The sequence below is a fragment of the Candidatus Thermoplasmatota archaeon genome, from assembly GCA_018814355.1.
GTDB lineage: Archaea > Thermoplasmatota > Thermoplasmata > UBA10834 > UBA10834 > COMBO-56-21.
Genome location: JAHIZT010000018.1, coordinates 15,592 through 31,673, shown reverse-complemented (window position 1 = coordinate 31,673; position 16,082 = coordinate 15,592). Strand labels below are relative to the sequence as shown.

15 protein-coding genes are annotated in these 16,082 nt (G+C 54.8%); 4 read left to right on the top strand and 11 right to left on the bottom strand.

Annotated features, from left to right (window positions below; genetic code table 11):
• Nucleotides 1–115: 115 nt before the first annotated feature.
• Nucleotides 116–757, top strand: a complete 642-nt coding sequence (locus tag KJ653_00815; protein ID MBU0684382.1) for a hypothetical protein — start codon at nt 116–118, stop codon at nt 755–757.
• A 213-nt stretch (nt 758–970) separates the two neighbouring features.
• Here KJ653_00815 and KJ653_00810 read toward each other — a convergent pair whose 3' ends face one another.
• The 7 genes from KJ653_00810 to KJ653_00780 all read right to left on the bottom strand — a co-directional run bounded on the left by KJ653_00810 (nt 971) and on the right by KJ653_00780 (nt 9,447).
• Entirely contained in the window at nt 971–1,633 is a 663-nt protein-coding gene (locus KJ653_00810) for a hypothetical protein (GenBank protein ID MBU0684381.1), read from the bottom strand.
• 157 nt (nt 1,634–1,790) lie between these two features.
• Nucleotides 1,791–2,339: a TATA-box-binding protein gene (locus KJ653_00805; protein MBU0684380.1), complete on the bottom strand. Its 549-nt coding sequence runs from the start codon at nt 2,337–2,339 to the stop codon at nt 1,791–1,793.
• Nucleotides 2,340–2,548: 209 nt separating this feature from the next.
• Entirely contained in the window at nt 2,549–2,926 is a 378-nt protein-coding gene (locus KJ653_00800; protein MBU0684379.1) for an ACT domain-containing protein, read from the bottom strand.
• Between the two features lie 453 nt (nt 2,927–3,379).
• The gene (locus tag KJ653_00795; protein MBU0684378.1) at nt 3,380–5,527 is read right to left on the bottom strand and encodes a M28 family peptidase; all 2,148 of its coding nucleotides are present in this window, start codon (nt 5,525–5,527) and stop codon (nt 3,380–3,382) included.
• A 329-nt stretch (nt 5,528–5,856) separates the two neighbouring features.
• Nucleotides 5,857–6,042 carry a DNA-directed RNA polymerase gene (locus tag KJ653_00790; GenBank protein MBU0684377.1) on the bottom strand — a complete coding sequence of 62 codons (186 nt, stop codon included), beginning with the start codon at nt 6,040–6,042 and terminating at the stop codon, nt 5,857–5,859.
• A gap of 430 nt (nt 6,043–6,472) precedes the next feature.
• The gene (locus KJ653_00785) at nt 6,473–7,894 is read right to left on the bottom strand and encodes a trimethylamine methyltransferase family protein (protein ID MBU0684376.1); all 1,422 of its coding nucleotides are present in this window, start codon (nt 7,892–7,894) and stop codon (nt 6,473–6,475) included.
• Nucleotides 7,895–7,971: 77 nt separating this feature from the next.
• Nucleotides 7,972–9,447, bottom strand: coding sequence for a trimethylamine methyltransferase family protein (locus KJ653_00780; GenBank protein ID MBU0684375.1), 1,476 nt, complete (start codon nt 9,445–9,447; stop codon nt 7,972–7,974).
• Between the two features lie 369 nt (nt 9,448–9,816).
• Here KJ653_00780 and KJ653_00775 point away from each other — a divergent pair, with 369 nt between their 5' ends.
• Together KJ653_00775 and KJ653_00770 are read left to right on the top strand one after the other, a co-directional pair.
• Complete coding sequence (locus KJ653_00775) at nt 9,817–10,308, top strand: hypothetical protein (protein ID MBU0684374.1); 492 nt, start codon at nt 9,817–9,819, stop codon at nt 10,306–10,308.
• A 159-nt stretch (nt 10,309–10,467) separates the two neighbouring features.
• The gene (locus tag KJ653_00770; GenBank protein ID MBU0684373.1) at nt 10,468–11,232 is read left to right on the top strand and encodes a PKD domain-containing protein; all 765 of its coding nucleotides are present in this window, start codon (nt 10,468–10,470) and stop codon (nt 11,230–11,232) included.
• Between the two features lie 161 nt (nt 11,233–11,393).
• Here KJ653_00770 and KJ653_00765 read toward each other — a convergent pair whose 3' ends face one another.
• From KJ653_00765 to KJ653_00755, 3 genes are read right to left on the bottom strand one after another with little or no spacing between them, the layout of a single operon-like run.
• On the bottom strand, nt 11,394–11,558 hold the full coding sequence (locus KJ653_00765; GenBank protein MBU0684372.1) for a hypothetical protein: 165 nt from the start codon (nt 11,556–11,558) through the stop codon (nt 11,394–11,396).
• 51 nt (nt 11,559–11,609) lie between these two features.
• Nucleotides 11,610–12,347, bottom strand: coding sequence for a geranylgeranylglyceryl/heptaprenylglyceryl phosphate synthase (locus tag KJ653_00760; protein ID MBU0684371.1), 738 nt, complete (start codon nt 12,345–12,347; stop codon nt 11,610–11,612).
• Entirely contained in the window at nt 12,344–13,192 is an 849-nt protein-coding gene (locus tag KJ653_00755) for a UbiA family prenyltransferase (GenBank protein ID MBU0684370.1), read from the bottom strand. Before KJ653_00755 ends, KJ653_00760 begins: the two co-directional genes overlap by 4 nt.
• A gap of 97 nt (nt 13,193–13,289) precedes the next feature.
• Here KJ653_00755 and KJ653_00750 point away from each other — a divergent pair, with 97 nt between their 5' ends.
• Complete coding sequence (locus tag KJ653_00750; protein MBU0684369.1) at nt 13,290–15,089, top strand: site-2 protease family protein; 1,800 nt, start codon at nt 13,290–13,292, stop codon at nt 15,087–15,089.
• Here KJ653_00750 and KJ653_00745 read toward each other — a convergent pair.
• On the bottom strand, nt 15,086–16,069 hold the full coding sequence (locus KJ653_00745; GenBank protein MBU0684368.1) for a hypothetical protein: 984 nt from the start codon (nt 16,067–16,069) through the stop codon (nt 15,086–15,088). The genes KJ653_00750 and KJ653_00745 overlap by 4 nt on opposite strands.
• Nucleotides 16,070–16,082: the final 13 nt, after the last annotated feature.

The window sequence follows — 16,082 nt, the reverse complement described above, 5'->3', positions numbered from 1 at the left end:
TCTCCTTCTTCCTATGGGGCGCCCTTCTATTCCCAGAAAGGCAATATACAGCTGAATGCATTGGACATCCCACGGTCCAGGAGTCCCTCGTCCCGAGCCGAAAAAGGTATGATCTATGGGGTCAGAAGTTGCAGTCAACCCGGAGATAATCAAGAAACGCTTGTGGCTTGCATATCAATACGCGTGCAGCAACCCGGCCAACGAGCGCACGGACTGCGTCCACGCGCTGATAACCAAGCTCGCAGACCCGGACATAGACATGCACATGTTCCTGCAAGAAGCTGCGGACACCATTAACACGAAGCTGGCAATCAAAGAGATCACCATAGGTTTGAGGTCCTCTTCGGACGGACTCTATAGATACGAGGTCATGTCTGGTCTATCCGACTCCGAGTGGGAGGCTCACAAGGGACTGTCCTACAAGCACGAAGACTTCTACAGCCAGGATGTCTACAAATCCATGCAGATAAGCAGGTTCACGCGCCTTCTGCTCGCGGAGGACAATCCGTACGCAAATGGAGAGGAGGCCACCTACGAACGTGAGCTCATGCTGCAGTCGAAACGCAAATCCCTCGACGACACTATCGAGGGGGATTACCTCGACATCTGCATCTTCGGGAAGGGCGACGACCTCCTCGGATGGATAGAGATTTCCGGTATGGAGAACGGCAGATTCCCCGATACAGAGACGATCAAGTGCCTCGAATTGTTCGCATCCGTGATGGGCGTCGCCCTGGCTAGACGCGGGGGGCGGTGAAAGGAAGCCCTTTCAGTGAGACCTCTTGCGCACGGTTCCGCAATCCGAGACCTTTGCTGGCACTGAAATGTACTGGACACTCTGGTTCGGCTGAGTGCTTCTTGTTCCCATTGAAAAAGGATTGCCGGGCTAGACTCGATTCAGAACCTCGTCGCCCCACAGGCCCCGACACATCCTATCGGCTGATCAGGTATGACTCAGTGAGGAGTACTCTTATGCAGATCCCTCCAGCCTCCTGAGCCGAAGCGCCACGCTGAGATAGCATGATAGGAGTTCTACCCATCTTATCGTTGCGACGTCCGGAAGCTTTCTCATTCTGGTCCCAGACAACTCGATCCAGCCCAGGAGCCTTCCATCCCCTCCCCGAAAGAAGACGTCGATATAGTCGGCCTCGAGGCTGTCTGTGAGTGACCTCCTTTTCATGTCGAGCAATCCAGGCCTGCTGTAGGAGAACTTCTCACCTGCAGCGTATGGATGGTCCTCGTCAAGATAGAGCCTCGTCAGATCGCTAATAGCGTAGCTCTTGTACGTGCTTTCGTCCGTGACCTGCTCTTCTGTGTAGACCAGTTTCTTGAACTCCCCCACGACCTCTTCTCCAACACCGGCTACAGCCTCGTATCTGAAGAGCTTGTCAACGGGATTCCTAACGGCAATCGCAACGGAAGAAATCCCAAAACGTTTCGAGACAAGTTCCACGGTTTCCTTGAGGATGACACCAAGATCAACGTGAGACTGCTCAAACTTCCTGCATAGGTCGGTCATGGCCTCTAGTGTCTTCTCAATATGATCCTTGACGCCACGAGAATACTCTGTCTTCATCTTGAACGCTACATCTCTAGGATCCACAACTTCAGGGAGTTTCTCATCCAGAGGCAAATCTCATACCGACCCAGACCGTTCGCGCAAGACGATTCTCATTCTCCGGGAACAGGCTCTGCGCGAACCACTTCTCGCTCGTATATGGTTAGATGAGCCTATATTCCTTTCTGGATGCAGTCCGGAATGGAGGCTTGTACGGGCCTGCATTCTCAGTCTATGGAAGCAGGCCGGCGGCCCTTAGCTCTTGTGTGATCTTCTCGACGGCGATCTCGACATCCTCCGGCTTTCGAGCGCCAGTGCACACCAGCTTTCCGCTGCCGAAAAGAAGCACGACCACCTTCGGAACGTCAAGACGGTACACGAGTCCAGGGAATTGCTCAGGTTCGTATTCGACCTTCTCGAGACCGATACTGATGGCTATCGAATTGAGATTGATTTTCGACCCGAGGTCGCTTGAGGCAACTATGTTCTGGACCTCTATCTTCGGCGTGGTCTTGATCACAATGCCAGCAGCCTCGATTTGCTTGACCACCTTGCTGATTGCGGTCTTCACCTGTTCAAGGCTCTTGCCGCCTGTGCATACAGCTTTTCCACTTCTGAAAAGAAGAGTCGCCGTCTTAGGTTCCTTGAGTCGGTAAATCAGTCCCGGGAACTGCTCTGGGTCGTATTCCGCACCTTCGAGTGCAAGCACAATCTTCTGAAGATCTAGCTCCGCCCCGAGAGATGTCGAGGCGACAACGTTCTCTATCTTTATCACGGCCATAAGACCTACTCCGGCCTGACGGTATTTGAATAGGTACTTAATAAGCGCGCCCTTGTTCCGCGACTAAAGTCATGCTTTTCGGAGAATCAAGTTTAGCTCGATGCAATAATCCTCCGGTTGAAAAAGAGCTAGGCTCTCGAGTTGGGACACGACTCATCGATAGAAAAGACTGAAGGGAAAGGGTTTTGTCGACTGGTTATCAGTCAGGATCAAAGCTTCAGGATGTTCTGTGCTTTGTTCTCGTCGCTGACGGCTAGCGCCACATGCACATGCGTCGAGTCCTTGTCGAGCATGTACGCGGCATCGATGTTGATGCCTTCCTTGGCGAGCGCACTCGAGATTCGAGCGAGCTCTCCGGGCTTGTCCTGGAGCTTGGCCACCAGCAGGTTCCTCTCAGAAAACTGCATGTTGGATTGCTTGAGGCTCTGGCGGGTTTTCTCAGGGTCGGACGTTACCAGTCTTACGACCTCGGCATGAGGCTCTGTCGAGATTGAACGTATGTTTACGCCATCCTTCTGCAGGACCTCTGTCACCCGCGCCAGCTCTCCAGATCTGTTCGCTAGTTTCACGCTGAACTCTTTTTCCATATTCTTTCACCCCTTTCACAAGAACAAGTGCGCAAAGGATCTCCACCGCGTAGGAGACAGAGAAGTATCACGTATTGGTCCAGTGCAATACGCTCCATCTACTTCGTCGTACAACCATGTGACGATGCTACACGATATCATGGTAAGTCCTGACCAGGGCATAGGTTAGAGCTGGACGGGCGAGAGCCCAGTATTGTAAACCAGTGGCAACCGGCACGCCAACCAGAGGACATAGATCCCCACAAGAAGTGGTGGGGAAGAGACGCAGGTCTTAGTAATGTGTCTTTCGTTCTTGTTGAAATCAGAAAATGAATGGCTGGCTCGGTCATGTTTCAAATCCACTCTAGTCTTGGACTCAGCAATCGTTACAGATTCCAATCAAGTCAAACTTGATTGGCTCAGAAATCGAAAAAATGGGATGGTAAAGGGGTTTGAAGTCCTGGCAGCAAGTGACTACTTGAGCAAAGTCCTGGCCTGCTCCAGCATGGTCGTGGAATCGATTAGGGTCTGCGTCGTGTAGTCTAGAGATGCCTGCAGGTTGTCCACCACGACATCATACTTCTCCCAGAGGGATCTGATCTCCTCGGAGTAGTCGTCTAGGCCGGCGCTCTTCTTCGTCCACAGGGAATCGTACTCGTGCCAGATGTCGACTATCGTTGCCGTACGTCCTCGTCCCCAGAACTGGTTGAAGTTGTCCTCGTTCCACCGGTCAAGCTGCATGTACTCGTAGTTCTCGTAGCTGACCCATCTGCCCGTGTACATACCATAGACCCAGGACAACCACATCACAGCACGGTCGATGTTCCCGTCCTCGAGGGATTCGATGCCCTCCCTGAGAAACCAGGAGTCGTCCAAATAGTGCTGGTGCGGATACATCTCTTCAATGTAGCCACCGACCTTCGTGAGGTCGGACAGGACCTTGTCCTCCGCCCGCATCAAGATGGCGTTGACCTCGTCAGCTTTGTCTGAGGACTTCGTCGCCTTCATCAGGCTCCAAATTTCGTCGCCGACCGTCTTGAATTCGTCGAGGGCTTTGTAGAGTCCGCTAGTGTCCGCGCCAGCCTCCCTCAGCAGGTCCTTGTTAAGGTACTTCCCGAGGTTGTCCGCTCGCTTCTGGAAGCTGTAGGGCGCAAATAATGCCCTGTCGAGCTCAATAACCGCGATGCCGTTCGCAATGATGCTCATTGACAGACCCTCTGCGGAGTTCCATTCCATCGTGTCGTTCTGAGTGTGGTAGGAATACCCTGAGTATTCGGTCGACCGCCAGCTCCCGACATCCATAACAGGGATCCCCGCGGCGTTGAAGCTGAATCCATCTGCCCAGGTGGAGGAGAACTTCTCCGTCCATTCAACGGCTGGATTATAGTATGACGACCAGGGAGTCCTACTCGAGAACCACTCGTTGAACAGTCTCAGCAACGACTTTCTGAACAACTCGGTCTCTGGAGTGCCGGAAGCGTACACGCTTGTAGCTCCGTTGTCGCCTCCGCCTTCGAGCAGGAAGAATCCGCGTGTCTTTCCTACCCAATCAGGATGCTGGACGAAAATGGCCCACCATGCGCCAAGCGCCCAGTCGAACTCGGTATCTGTCCACCCGAACTCCTCTGCGTCTGTGGCGATGAACACGATGGTCCTCGAGGGTCTGTAGCCAGAGTCGATCAATGCTTTGGCAATTCCCATCAATCGTGCAACACCTGCTCCATTGTCGCTAGCACCATACCACCACTTGTCGTAGTGGTCGCCGACAATGACGTATTCATCCGGATTCGTGGTTCCTCGTATGTACCCATAGATGTTATAGGCCGTGCCGTCGTAGTCGATCGAAGCGTCGCACCAGATCTTGACCTCCACCGGGGCATCACTTCCCAGGATCAAGGTCTTCAGGTTCTCTGCGTTCTCGTGGCTAACGCAAACGGCAGGAATCGTCGTCCTGGACTCCGAGTCATGGGTCACGACTGAATCCTCGACATCCTGATACTCTATCCAGTGGACGACTGCACCTATTGCGCCATGCAGTTCAGCCTCGTAGAGAGGGTACTGAAGCCAATACATCTCCTCCTCGCTTACGTCGATGAGGACCAGTTTTCCCGTGACATCTCCAACCTGCTCGTAATCGAACCTTGTGCCAAGTCCGACATATTCGATCTCCGCTGTTATTCCTTCAGACGGTGTCCCCGGCAATCCAGCGTGTCCAGCCGCGAGCCACACTGGTCCGGCATCGGGCTCGAGGATCTGGACCGATGCACCCCCATAGTTGTAGGCATGGACTGGGAAGAGCTCCTTGCTAACGTCCTGCAGACCGATATCAGTCATCTCATTTGCGAGGTATTCTGCATATTCGTGAGCGGGCTCACTTCCAGCACCTCTCCATGCCTCCAGGCCGCTGCCTAACGGGAATTCGAACTCACCATACTCGTAGGCATACGTCCAGTCGATGTCGTATGCATATTCGCCCACTCCGACGGCTTGCGCGAAGGCGATCTCCTCCACGGTCAGCTTCACGCCTCCCTTGGGCGCAGCCAGGCCGCTCGGAACGAGCGAGAACGAGAGCACACAAACAATAAAAAACGCAATCGCTGTCCTGAATACTCTGTTCGTCATTTCAACTCCCCCCGTAGACTACAATCTCATACGGTGTCTTTCCATCTTCGGAACACCGCGCAGGAACCGTACTGACTTGAGAATAGAATAAGGTTCTCCTTGGTCAACAGTCAACCGGTGAAAGGAACGGAGACTTTTTTGGAGGTAGACAACCAGGGAACGTCTTGCCTCGAATGTCCGCCGGGCCGATATCTGCATGGGCGCTCGTTCGAGCAACAGGAGCTATTTCAATCGGAGTGAATCAGCTGAAATGGCGTTCAAAAGAATCATGAAGGGGTTTACGAATCAATACGAATTGAACGAATAATTCATGAAAATGAACTGAACGATCAGAACGAATCTCTTCGTGGGGGTCTGTGCTTCTGGAAGCAGGTTTGGCAGTAGACTGGTCTACCCTCTGTTGGCTTGAAGGGTACCTCTGACTCAGCTCCACAGTCAGCGCACTTTATCTTGTGCATCTCTCTGGGGCCTGAGTCGGATCTGCGGCTGCCGCCTCCATAATTGCCGTAACTCATTTACGCTATTCTCCTTTTTGCGCGAGCACACTTTGCGCTCGCCGCAAATGAGTCTAGCCGCTCCGACTACAAATAATGATGCATGCCACATTCTTATCAAGAAATCAGGAAGCCAGCATTAGGATTGGAAGCCAACAAATCGCCTTCTTAACCATCGGAAGGACGCAACCCCTCCCGTCCGTCCAGATTCACAGACTTAATGACCTTTTCGGCATAGGAACTCTTGACAGAGCAGAGCGTATGTCTCGTTTGTTGGAATGTGGAGACAGTGTCTGGTTCGCAGTGAGTTCAACTTCGACTTTGCCCCACTCGTTTGTATCACCATCAATCTCGGGGCTCTGAGTGAGCTGAGAGGAAGCTTGTATCTTCCAACAAGATCATAGCTTATGCCGAAGGAATGCACGGACTAGCAGAGAATTGTAGCATTTGATCACGAGTTTCTTGCGTACCCTTTGAGCAATGCTTCTCCTTCAGAAATGACTGCCTTGTCCAACGATTCCACCGTGTGGTCCCTGAGAATATCCTTGGCAACCTCTATGGATTTGGGTATCATGCGATCAGAAAGAGTTGACTCCATAGCCAGCTTCTCGTCGTCCCAGAAGAATAGCTCCTCCCGGAATGTTTTGGCCGTGTGCGGATGGCCAAGGAAGCTGTTGCCATGACCCACATCCCTTACAACATCCATTGCAATCGTCCCTTTAGTAATCGAGAAGGTCCTGGCAAAAGCTCGGAAGTTGTCCCAAATCGCTGAGTCGATGACCATCTGTGCCAACGAACACCCCTTCGCGTCGTCCAGGCCGCCAATCCCAGGCACAAGGTCGCTGCTACTCAGGATCGAGGCCATGCGTCCGAAAAGTTCCGAGCACGACGAGGAAATCCCCTGGCCTTTCACACCCATTCCCCAATCAGAGACCATGGACGGTCTATGGTATCTTCGGGCCATCTGTCCAGCACCCGCGGATATCATCAGACATTCGGGCGCTGAGAAGTTGATGTTGCCAGTCACCATGTCGACCGGTGCAGATGAGGAACCGTATATGTGAGGGGTTCCACGCGAGGCGAGCTGGGTTATCACGAGGCTAGCGAGATTCTCCGCATTGACTATGGCGAGGGTACCTGCGATGGTCACGGGTGATGACATGCCTGCGAGGCACATCGAATGGCAAAGAACCGGTACCCCGACACGCGCGAACTCCATCTGTGCCTCGAGCGCTCCCCCGTCGAAGGAGAGAGGGGCGACGGGATCGATTGCGCATGAGAAGATCGGCTTTTTTCTCAACCCGTCCAGTCCGCCGCAGACAAGAGACGCCATCTCGATCTGCCTCTTCGCGTCCTCCGCACTGACGCAGTCCCCTTGAACATGGAGTGTGCAGTTGTTGAAGGAGTCCCAGAGCTCGTACAGATTGTGAACTGCCTGCGGAACATCGGAGATCGTCACAATGGGCCAGAAGAAGCTTACTGATTCTAGGGCATCGGCAAGCTTGGCGAATTGCGCGAAATCCTTGCGGGTCGCATCGCGCCTCTCCCCACTATCGATATCCTGTACGTAGAGTGTCAGCCCGTCAGTAGTCAAGTACGGCAGCCCGGAGGCGGGCAGCTCAACATCATTGCCACGATTCCGAGCTCGAAGAACGAATCTCTTCGGGGCAGATGCGATCGCCTCCATCACGATGTTCTCAGGGATATAGGCAATCTTCTTCACACGGTCGACTTTTGCCCCATTCTCCGCAAGCAGGTCAAGGACCGAATCGCTTCGTATGAGTACTCCGAAGGTGCCGAGCATCTCAATGCTTTGCTCGTGAATGAGATCCTCTTCCTCCTTCGAAAGGAAATCAAGCTTCACTTTTGCCATGGTAGCACTCATCCGCGGCAGAAACGAACCCTTTGTCCGTATTGCTTGTCATATCTCCCCAATGAGTGAATGCGAACCTAAGTAGTAGATGCCTTTGCAGCTTCCTTCACTATCTGATCGAGTCTCCTCGAGATATCCCTATCCAGCATGACAGGCTCGTGGCTCTTGAGTATCCAATCTGCCTTCTCCTTTGCCAATGTCAGGTCGTCCTTTCTCCCCTTTGTTTCCCACTGTTCGAATGGTTCGGAGGTGAAGATCGATGACTGGTAGAACTGACGCGCTTCCGTCATGGTGGCCCTCTCACCCAGGTAGCTTCCCTTCTTTGTACCTATTCCGAGAATGCCGACTTCCCCAATCATGTCTAGATGCATGCTCTCCTTAGTGACGAGTATCTCGCGTCCGGCCGAGATTGCCCTGCCAACAATGTCATCGTCGATGATCATCTGTTCGTAGGAGAGCACAGTCGAACAATCAAGCATCCCGATGCCATTGTTGACTTCCTGGCCGAACAGTGCGCTCGTAAGGGCCAGCATGCCATTCTCCAGCGAGCTCTGCATGCCCGGTGTTTTTGCGTTACATCCGATGCCGCCATATGACGGCATCTTGACGTATCTAGCCATCTCGCCTGCCGCCGCGCACAGGATGAGCGCTTCTGGCGAGGCCAACTGGATCGCCCCTGTCCGTGGGTCCATGTTCGAAAGGACCGAGCCATAGATGGCCGGCGATCCTGGCGTATGCGCCTGCATCGCCGCCGCAAGGGCCAGGGTCTCAGCATGGTTGACGACCAGATTCCCAGGGATCGTCGCCGGTGAGCTGACCCCCATCATTGCCATCCCTGTGATATGCACTGGTACCTTTGCCCTCGACCAGACCATCGCTGCGTCAGTGGCGTGTCCATCGAGAGTAAGGGGGGACATCGTGCAGACCATTGCCGACATGATGTGTCTCTTCCTCAGTTCCTCCAACCCGCCAACGATCTCCGATGCCATCTTGATCTGGAGCTCTGCTTCTTCAGGGGTCGATGTGGATTCACTGACAACGTGCTTCCTCGTGATGTTGAGAGATTCCTTCATCCCAACGACGACATGTATATTCTGAGGGATGTCTGAGGGGACAACCATCGGTTCATAGATGCTGAGGTACGGCAGCCAGTCGCTGATTGTTGCCGTGTTTGTTATGTCCTGCAGGACCGAGAGTCTCCTGGTGCGGGTCTTCTGATCCCAAACGCTGATCCCGCATCCATCTGTCGTGTAGTAGCAGTGCTGGCCGTCAAGGGGAAGGTCGTATTCCTTTTCGCGACCCGCCAGGACAATTCCTTGTGCTACTTTGGAGATCAATGACTTTGTCAAGTCTGTTGGGAACTTGACGACGCTGGTTCTCTCATCGACAATGGCTCCTGCTTTCTTGAGCGAGTCACGGGCCACCTTGCTGTGTATCCTGACGCCAACGTTCTCCATGACGTTCAGACCGGCTTCGTGAATCTGCTTCCTATCCTCTTCTTTCAGTATTGCCACTGGTTTCCTTATTCTGAATCTCTCTGAGAATCCTCCCACGGTCCTACCTCCTGGTCATCTCCATTGGGTGCATTCCATTTTTGATGATAAGGATTTCTGTTGTCATCTCGATTGCATCCAGAAGGGGTTTCTGAGATCAGGAAGAGAATGTCTGGCTTCACTTTGGCACGGAATCCCCCGGAAGCCTGAGAAAAGACACTCGCATCCATCATTCTCATCGAGAGCACATACGGAGCGTCTAGCTCGACCTCAGCCGAGATCAATTGCTCCGCATTCCGCTCGCGGTCTATCGTCGGTAGTCGTTCATGAGAAAGGCAATACATGGTAACTCACATACGTCTGACTGGTAGTGTTCGGATGAGGGAATGGAAGACCTTACGCGCTGTGAAAGCAGCAGCATTCTACTCGATGCCAAACATGCAATCCGGCATCGGCGCGTTTATCGGACTGATGTCGCTCTCGCTTGTATGGGTGAGTCGCGCGAGTAATGGAGCGTTTCCCTTCACTGTCGGTCACCCCTACTCCCACTTCCACATGCAGTTCACAATCTTGGACCTGATGGAGCACGCTGGGCATAACGCTGCCCTCTTCGGAGGATTGTTCATCATAGGGACAATGTTTGCGCTTGCTTCGCCGATTGGGGGAGTCTTCCAGGGTGTTGGATTGATAGGGATCGCATTCCGAATAGAGTCGCTGTCCTTTGCACTGGGCTCATACCCGGACCACTACCCAACAGGCTTCTATGTGTTTCTGGGACCGGGATACTTTCTCGCCATAGTGTCGACGTTTCTGGTCCTGACCAGCGTCTCAGTGATCAGGACGGCAAACGGTGGAAAACCTGCACGGACTCTGAGCAGGTTCGCGGCGCTCAGCCCGGGCTCGATGTCTGTCTTCCGATGAAGCTTCACTTCCAGTGGAAGGGTTCCAGATGAAACGACGGTTTCGCCCGAAAATTGAGGCAAAGGCATTTATGGGATACTGACTTCTCTTGATGAAGCTAGCCCGGGAGGGGAGAGAATCAGCCCAAAAGCAAAAATGATAATAGTTACCGCCATAGCAGTGATCGCACTGATCGTCGTGGTGGTGGGTCTAGCATCGTTGGTTCCGAAATCGAAACCACAGTCCGTGAACGAACTGCCGGTTGCGATGTTCACCTACGATGCGAATAACCTCACGGTTATGTTCGACGCGACAGCGTCGAGCGACCCCGACGGCTCGATCGCGAACTACTCCTGGACATTCGGGGACGCCTCGGAAGGCAACGGCAAGATCGTCACGCACGTGTACGCGAAGGATGGAGCTTTCAAAGCCAATCTGACCGTGACGGACAATGGGGGAGGGAAGAACTCCTCTTCGAAGGATTTGAACGTGAAGATGACTGTCAGCCCGGCCAAGAAATACCCGGTTGCAGTCATCCAAATGGAAAAGGATGGACTAAGAGTCAACGTGAGCGGTGCGAAGTCACACGCGGACGATGACGCCACCATAACAAGCTATGCTTGGACCTTCGGAGACGGTGGGAGCGCCACTGGAGTGACCGCGACGCACACATATGCTGCGAACGGCACCTACACCATTAACCTGACCGTGACGGACAGCAACGGCTTGACGAACAGCACAACGGTCTCGGTGACCGTGGCATCGCCGCCAGCACCTCCGCCACCGCCGCCTCCGCCGGCCCAGAATGGACCACCAGGTCTGTTGCACGCGATCGAGATACACAAGGAGAAGGCGGATAGGAACCCAGGCCTCCAGAACTCTCTGGACCAGTTGCAGGGGAACCTACAGAAATGGCTGGACAGCCACGCCAACTATCTGATGTAGATCCGTCGTCAAACCCTAAAACCGAAGAAGCCTGAGTGCTTCTTCCGAAAACATTTTCATTCGATCTTTATCAACTCAATCTTCCAAGCGTCCGCTGACTCAAATGAATCTAGAGAACACAGCTCATCTCAGGTTGGAACAGCAGTTCGAAGTCCAGCCTTCTATCTTCGGGCCAAATGTATGTAGTGGCACTCCGGACATTCCACCGTCTTTCCTTCGGTCTCCACCAGCTTGACATGCTTCTGAGCCTTCTCGCACTCAGGGCACATGATGTCCTTCTTCTTCCTGAACGAATCTAGGATTCCCATGGTCCTTCCCTGGACCATCAATTCCCGCGCTCGATATAAAACCTTCCGACGTCCAAGTCGCCCGAGTCCCTAGGCCCGGTGGACCATGTCGACGATCTTCTTCAATCTGCCCTCGAAATCGCCGTTCTCAACAAGCGTCCCCGTGACGATGATGTCGGCTCCGGCCGCCGCCAGTTTCTCGGCCTGCTCTGGCGTGACAATCCCGCCACCGAGCACTATGGGCAAATCGACGCTCTCCCGAGCAGCTCTGACCATGGCCAAGGGCACAGGCTCGGGCGCCCCCGACCCAGCCTCGAGGTAAAGAAGGTCCATACCGAAGAACTCCGTCGTGATGGCGTACCCGACGATCGAGCCGATGTCGTCCCTCCTGACGAGCTCCGCCTCGCCGATCTCTCCGACCTTCATGCCGGGCTCTACGATGACATAGCCCATGGAGATGGGTTCTATCCCGAGCTTCTTGATTATGGGCGCGCCCTTGACATGCTCCCTTGTGATGTTCCTGACGTTCTTCGAGTTGAGCATGCTCATGAAGTATATCGCGTCGCACCTGCGCGCAATAGCATGCGCGTCCGATGGAAAGTATATCACGGGCAGCTTGCAGTTCCGCTTGATCTCGTCAACTGTCATGTCCAGGTTTTCCTGAGTGACGCCCGTCGAGCCTCCGACCATTATCGCGTCCGTGCCCGCCCTGCAGGCTTTCGCAGCGATCTCTCCGGACTTGCTCGGAGGCTGCTTCGCGGGGTCTATGAGCGTCATGTGCATCTTATGTTTCTTCAGCGTCTTGTCGATGTAGTCTCGGACCTTCAAGAGACCCCTCCGAGTAAGAAAGCCAACAGGGCGACGAGCATTGCCAGCTTTGCCACCTTCTGCCCTTGTCCAGGGCTTCGGAAGTGAATCAAGGCACAATATATAAAGATTGCATCAGCGGCACCGACGACAGGAACATACCATATCGACAGGAGTCCCTGCAGGTAGGGCACAGGACTGAGGGCGACGGCCCCAACGAATGCAGCGGATCCCACCACTCCAGCCCGCCTAGTGCCTATCCTCATGGGGAGGGTCCTTCGCGAACCTTTGTCTCCTTCGATGTCCTGGATGTCCTTGACGACCTCCCGGCCGAGAGTCGCGAGGAAGGCAAGGGCCGCAAGGATCCATGCGAGCTCCATCTTTTCAACAGCAGCGCCACCGAAAAGGAACAGCGCGCCTGTGAGCCAGCCGATGGCCAGATTCCCAGCGAACCCCTCCGCCTTGAGCAGGAGCTCGTACCCCACCATGACGGCAATCGACGCTAGCACAACGATGAGAGACCATGCGCTCACAAAGTAACTGCATTCAACCGAAAGAGCGAACAACATGACCGAGACTGTCAGGGCCCCGGCCGGTTTGATCATGCCGGACGGAAGCGGCCTCTCGGGGTGCGCAACCTTGTCCGTATCTCTGTCGAAGTAGTCGTTGAGAGAGTTGCCCGCAGCTGTGAACGAGAAGACCGTCACCATCGAGAAGATTATCTCGAACGGGTATGAATCAAGGGCGTCAAGACCGCCGCATACGATCGCGGCGAGCAGGCATCCTAGAGCGCCCATGACGCAGTTCCCGAGCCTGAGCATCATGAGGTAGCCCATGAGGGTCGGCGCACCGGTGCGCTCGTTCATTGTCGGTTGTCAGCGCATAGCCAAATATAAGTGTCTTTGCTGGATGTGGAGCCCGCCCAAAGAGTTATGTAGCGGGGCCTGATTGGTCAAGAACGCAATGGCTCCACCTATTCCGCCAGAGGCATCCAAGGAGATAGAATTCATCAAGGGCCTCGTGGCTAGACACTTCCCCGTCTATGACGTCCGCGTCACCTACGACGTCGTCGAGTTCTTCTGCAGAGTCGAACCGACACTGCTCGAACAGAACTTCGAGGACCTGCGCGAGGAGATGGGCAAGAACGGCTACATCCCCATGATCACATACGACAAGGGAGAGCACATAATCACTGTCGCCAAGAAGCCGACCAAGAAGTACAGGAGTTCGTACGTCAACATCGGGCTCTTGGTCGCCACTTTCCTGACGATGGTGCTCGCGGGGGCTCTTACCTGGGCCGGGTATGCCGACGAGGATCTCACGCTCAACACCGTCCTCATGGGCATGCTGACATTCACCCTTCCCCTGATGGCAATCCTGGGAATCCACGAGCTGGGGCACTTCTTCATGGCGAGGAGGAGGAAAGTGGCGGCGTCTATGCCGTTCTTCATACCATCCATACCTCCGCTGGGCACGTTCGGAGCGTTCATAGCACTCCGGGACCCCATCCCCAACAAGAAATCGCTCATGGAGATCGGAGTCGCAGGTCCGATCGCCGGCCTGCTGGTCGCAATACCCTTCGGGATAATCGGGCTGATGCTCACCAACTCAGAGGCGAGGGTCGTCCCGCTAAACGTGGGGTCAGAGGGCGTGATGGGAATATCGTTCCCGCTCCTGTACATGTGGCTCGAGCAGCTGGTGCCGATCAGCGGCGATTACCTCATGCATCCGACAGCGTTCGCGGCGTGGGTTGGGTTCCTGGTCACCGCCCTGAACCTGCTCCCAGTCGGCCAGCTGGATGGAGGGCATGTCGCCAGGGCGCTCCTGGGCGCGAGGGCGAAGTACCTGAGCTGGGTGACCGTCGCGATCCTGGTGGCCATAGGCTACTTCTACACGGGCTGGCTGTTGTTCGCGATCCTCATCCTGTTCCTCGGTGCGAGGCATCCTCCGCCCCTGAACGACATCACCCCGCTCGACATGAAGCGAAAGGCGATCGGCGTTCTCGCATTCCTGATCCTGGTGGTAGCCTTCGTTCCAATCCCGATGATCGCCATCAGTGCGGACCACTCGTTCGAGATTGTGACGGAGCAGGACACGAACGCTTCGATCGCAGCTGGCGGCTGGAGCCAGTTCTCGCTGCGGATAGACAATACCGGTAACACTTACAACGAAATACACCTCATGAGGGAGTCGTCTCCAACCGAGTGGGAGGCGCTCTTCAAGCTGCACAATCAGAGCGACGGCTACTATTCCGATCCATACATATTGTGGCTCAACTCAAGCGAGACCGCAGACATCGACTTGAGGATCGCTGCACCGACATCGGCCGAGTTCGCCCAAACGTACAATGTCACAGTGAAAGGTGCCTCGATGAACAGCTCCGTCACCCGCGAGATCGTGTTCAACCTAACAGTGAGCAGCCCAACATTCACCTTCTTCGTGAACCCTTCCAGTAGCACAGTGACGCCGGGCAACTCGACATACGCGAACATCCTGTTCAACAACACCGGAACCTCAGACCTCAACCTTACCATCGCACCGTTCCCAAACCTGCCACAGTTCGTCGACGTCCTCTTGTTCTCGGGTGGATTGAACAACACCGATCCGGTCAGCATCACTCTAGCTCCGCAAAGCACTTGGCTTGTAGGTGTCTGGATTATCGTGTCCGAGTTCTGTCCTATTGGAGAAAAGGCATTGGGCATAGATGTGTCTAGTCAGGGATCTCTCTTGACCACGATTCATATCACGATCGACGTTGTCTAGGCTCTTGAGAGCACACAGAAATGCCTGGTGAGCGAACGATGCACCCATAACCCGTGGCTCTCGACCAGTTCGAATCCATCGGCCCCCTCAAGCAGCTTCTTGTCAGGAACGACCACTGCAGCCCTTGAGCCTTTGTCGAGCACTTCTGAGAACGCCTTGAACGACCTCGCGTACAAAGCAGGAATGCCCTCTCCGTTGGTGCTGGTGGATTTCCCGTAAGGAGGGTCCGTGGCTATCCCACGGACACGGCCCAAAGTCCCAGGGATGTCGCTCACGTCGCAGACCCGCAGTTCAGCATCGACTCCGACATGCTTTAGATTCTTCCTGGAGCCCTCGACCATCTTATCGGACAGATCCGTCCCTATCGCATGGAGACCGATCAGCGACGCCTCCGCAACAATCGCACCCGTCCCACAGAACGGGTCGAGAAGTCGACCACCGGAAGGCACCTGGGTCAGATTGACCAGTGCCCTGGCGTACTTTGGATGCAGGGACGCGGGATAGAAGTACGGCATGTAGCGGTTCTTCCGCTTCTCGAACGATGGCCTGTCGATGGCCCCGATCATCCTCCCGATGTGGGCCTTCTTCGAGAATACGATCCTTATGTCGCTAGCAGGGTGGTGCAGGTCCACACCCTTGGACTCTCCCAGGACGGCCCCGACGCGCCTGCTCGTGCCTGCAAGATCGACCGACATCTCACCGACCTTGGTCGACCTTACTCGGATAGGCCCGGGCACGTCGATGTCGCGAACGCAAGAATCGATCTCGCTCCTGTCGCAGGAGGCCAGCAGTTCGCTCACGTAGTGGCAGAGTCCGAGCCTGGATGCCAGGCTGGACGGGTCAGCGGCGGTCTCGAGAATCAGGATGCCATCGTCCTCCCCGACGATCCTCGGCTTTCCACCGAGGGCGACCGCAGCGGACAACGCCTCGGCTCTCGCAAGCGATTCGCACTCCAACGAGAGCTCTAGCAGAAGCTTCACGGGCATCAGACAA

What these genes read in the sequence shown, in the direction of transcription:
- KJ653_00815 (MBU0684382.1), top strand. Translation starts at nt 116, where the DNA reads ATGGGGTCAGAAGTTGCAGTCAACCCGGAGATAATCAAGAAACGCTTG.
- KJ653_00805 (MBU0684380.1), bottom strand. Translation starts at nt 2,339, where the DNA reads ATGGCCGTGATAAAGATAGAGAACGTTGTCGCCTCGACATCTCTCGGG.
- KJ653_00800 (MBU0684379.1), bottom strand. Translation starts at nt 2,926, where the DNA reads ATGGAAAAAGAGTTCAGCGTGAAACTAGCGAACAGATCTGGAGAGCTG.
- KJ653_00795 (MBU0684378.1), bottom strand. Translation starts at nt 5,527, where the DNA reads ATGACGAACAGAGTATTCAGGACAGCGATTGCGTTTTTTATTGTTTGT.
- KJ653_00790 (MBU0684377.1), bottom strand. Translation starts at nt 6,042, where the DNA reads ATGAGTTACGGCAATTATGGAGGCGGCAGCCGCAGATCCGACTCAGGC.
- KJ653_00785 (MBU0684376.1), bottom strand. Translation starts at nt 7,894, where the DNA reads ATGGCAAAAGTGAAGCTTGATTTCCTTTCGAAGGAGGAAGAGGATCTC.
- KJ653_00775 (MBU0684374.1), top strand. Translation starts at nt 9,817, where the DNA reads ATGCCAAACATGCAATCCGGCATCGGCGCGTTTATCGGACTGATGTCG.
- KJ653_00765 (MBU0684372.1), bottom strand. Translation starts at nt 11,558, where the DNA reads ATGGTCCAGGGAAGGACCATGGGAATCCTAGATTCGTTCAGGAAGAAG.
- KJ653_00755 (MBU0684370.1), bottom strand. Translation starts at nt 13,192, where the DNA reads ATGAACGAGCGCACCGGTGCGCCGACCCTCATGGGCTACCTCATGATG.
- KJ653_00750 (MBU0684369.1), top strand. Translation starts at nt 13,290, where the DNA reads ATGGCTCCACCTATTCCGCCAGAGGCATCCAAGGAGATAGAATTCATC.